At 34.6% G+C, this 2192-nt stretch carries 1 protein-coding gene; it reads left to right on the plus strand.

The annotated features are described in order from the left end of the window. Positions 1-23: 23 nt before the first annotated feature. The gene (locus AFK68_RS00705; protein ID WP_094670841.1) at positions 24-1037 is read left to right on the plus strand and encodes a DnaJ C-terminal domain-containing protein; all 1014 of its coding nucleotides are present in this window, start codon (positions 24-26) and stop codon (positions 1035-1037) included. The last annotated feature ends 1155 nt before the right edge of the window (positions 1038-2192 follow it).

Here is a 2192-nt window from a genome sequence, read left to right on the forward strand (position 1 = left end):
TATTAATATAAGGAGGATAATAAATGGCTAAAACTGATTTTAAAGATTATTACTCAATCTTAGGTTTAACTAAAAGTGCTAGTGCAGAAGAAATAAAAAAAGCTTACCGTAAATTAGCTCGGAAATATCACCCAGATATGAACCCTGGCGATCGCAAAGCAGAAGCTAGTTTCAAAGAAGTTAACGAAGCTTATGAAGTTTTATCAGATCCAGAAAAACGCAAAAAATATGACCAATTTGGTCAATACTGGAAACAGGTAGGCTCTAGTGGTGGTGGATGGCCTGGTGGAACAAGTGGTAGTACCGTAGATTTTAGTGGATTTGACTTTAGTCAGTATGCCAGCTTTGACGATTTTATCAATACCTTATTGGGACGTAGTGGTAGTCCTGGTAGTAGTAATGCTGGTGGACGACGAACTTACACCTACAAAACAAATACAGGTTGGCCAGGAGGATTTGGTAATGGATTTGATGGTGCTTCTGGTTTTGATGGTCGTAAGTCAGCAACTTCCCTAAATTTAGAAGCTGAAATTACTCTGACTTTTGCGGAAGCTTTTCGGGGAACACAAAAACGTGTGGGTGGTGGAGAAGTTTCAATTCCCCCTGGAGTTAAATCGGGAAGTAAAATTAGAGTTAAGGGTAGAGGTCAATTAGACCCATATACTCAGCAAAGGGGAGATTTGTATTTAAAGGTAGAAATTCAGTCTCACTCCTTTTACCAGTTTGAGGGAGATAATTTACTTTGTGAAGTGCCAATAAGTCCTGATGAAGCTGTATTGGGTACATCTATTGAAGTGCCAACTCCCGATGGCATAGTTAATGTTAATGTTCCTGCTGGTATTCGTTCGGGTCAATCTTTGCGGTTACGGGGCAAGGGATGGCCTAAACCAAAATCAGGGGAACGTACTGACCAGTTAGTAAGAATTATTATTACTGCTCCAAAAAATATTACTTCTTTAGAAAGAGAATGTTATGAAAAAATCAAAGCTAATCGTACTTTTGACCCTCGCAATCATTTAAAAAATGTATCTCTCTAGTTTAGGGAATAGGGAATAGGGAATAGGGAGTAGGGAGTAGGGAAGAAATTGAAAAAGTAAGGGAGTCAAGAGTAAAGATAGAGTAAAAAGGTTGGGATAATTTATTGTTTGCTATTCTTTGAGTTCAGTTAATAATACCCAGTCATTTTCAAGTCAAAAGTCTTAAAATCGACTTTTGACTTTAGATTTTTCGGACTCTTTTTTGAGTGAAATCAGGAGCCAAAGTTATATTCACAGACATATATCTTCATAAATTGTTACTTTCTCCAATATATCTAAATTTGGCTGACAAGTTACAAGTTTGTCCCATTAACTAATATGAAAGTCCTCAGTGCAGTTGTTGAGATAATATGCACATAATTAGGGAACAGCTCTAGAAAGTAATAGGAATAATAGTTTCAGAGTTTTTATCATTNCATCAATAGTTTCAAAGATTTGCTTAATTTTAGGGTAATTATTAACCACTCTCTTCTGAGTGAAATCAGGAGCCAAAGTTATATTCACAGACATATATCTTCATAAATTGTTACTTTCTCCAATATATCTAAATTTGGCTGACAAGTTACAAGTTTGTCCCATTTAACTAATATGAAAGTCCTCAGTGCAGTTGTTGAGATAATATGCACATAATTAGGGAACAGCTCTAGAAAGTAATAGGAATAATAGTTTCAGAGTTTTTATCATTTTTGGGACTTTTGATGGCTCACGTTCCGTGGGTCACTTTATCATCTAATTAAGTAGACAAAAATCGTTAATTTCCCTCGTACTTATACTCTGTAAATTATCTTTATTGACCTTCCTTGTAGTCAAGTTAAAAGGTTTAATTGAGTATTTATACTTAATTAGTTTCTCTGATTGGCAATTTCCTAGGAAATTATATGTGAATGCTATTCCCTCTTGTAAAGCATTAAATTTATCGATCCTCTACCTGACTGATTATCTTTAATCTACTACATTTTGAAGTCGAGAATATAGATTATAAATCATTGAAGAGTTCTATCTATTCAAAATATTCAAACTTTTTGATGAATTAGTCTAAAAGTATTAATTTTTTCGGATTAATTTTCCGGTAGTGCTATATCAGTGCCAATTTTTGAAGTGTCTACTTTTAGGATAATCCTGCTTTCCGATATTAACAGTAAAATATCGGATTCA

The organism is Hydrocoleum sp. CS-953, assembly GCF_002260545.1.
Taxonomy (GTDB): domain Bacteria; phylum Cyanobacteriota; class Cyanobacteriia; order Cyanobacteriales; family Microcoleaceae; genus Trichodesmium.